This window comes from Aquicoccus porphyridii, assembly GCF_008369105.1.
In the GTDB taxonomy this organism is placed as follows: Bacteria; Pseudomonadota; Alphaproteobacteria; order Rhodobacterales; family Rhodobacteraceae; genus Aquicoccus; species Aquicoccus porphyridii.
The window spans coordinates 1-479 of sequence record NZ_VINQ01000111.1 but is presented as its reverse complement, the minus strand read 5'-3'; the positions used below and the strand labels follow the sequence as shown (position 1 = coordinate 479).

General features: G+C 64.3%; 1 protein-coding gene. It reads right to left on the bottom strand.

Going from position 1 to position 479, the window contains the following annotated elements; all coding sequences use genetic code 11:
* Nucleotides 1-314, bottom strand: a 314-nt coding sequence (locus FLO80_RS23795) for a glutathione peroxidase (protein ID WP_223145549.1), incomplete at its 3' end; no start/stop codon positions are given.
* Between the last annotated feature and the right edge of the window lie 165 nt (nucleotides 315-479).

Below are 479 nucleotides of genomic sequence, written 5' to 3'. Positions count from 1 at the left end.
TTGACCTCGACCTTGGCGCTCATCGGGAAGCTGACGCCATAGTTCAGGCTGCAGAAGGACTGGATATCCGCCTCGCTGCCCGGCTCCTGCCCGGCGAACTGGTTGCAGGGCACGCCGAGCACCGCGAAACCGCGCTCGCGGTAGGTCTGGTAGAGATTCTCCAGGCCGGCGTACTGGGGTGTCAGGCCGCATTTGGAGGCGACATTGACCACCAGCAGCACCTTGCCCTTGAACGGGGAAAGCGGCAGGTCCTGTCCATCCAACCCCTGCAGGGTGAGATCGTGAAAGGCACTCATGACGTACTCCTTGCGCATTCAGCGACACAACGTGCCAAGCCCCGCACCGGGCAAGAACCCTGGCTGCGGCGCATCCCCAGGGACGGGGTAAAGAGCCCAGGCATGGCGCATGACGCGAAAGGCGCCCACAGGCGCCTTTCGCTATACCAGCTTAGCAGTTCCGCCGGCGGACGGCCCAGGCCA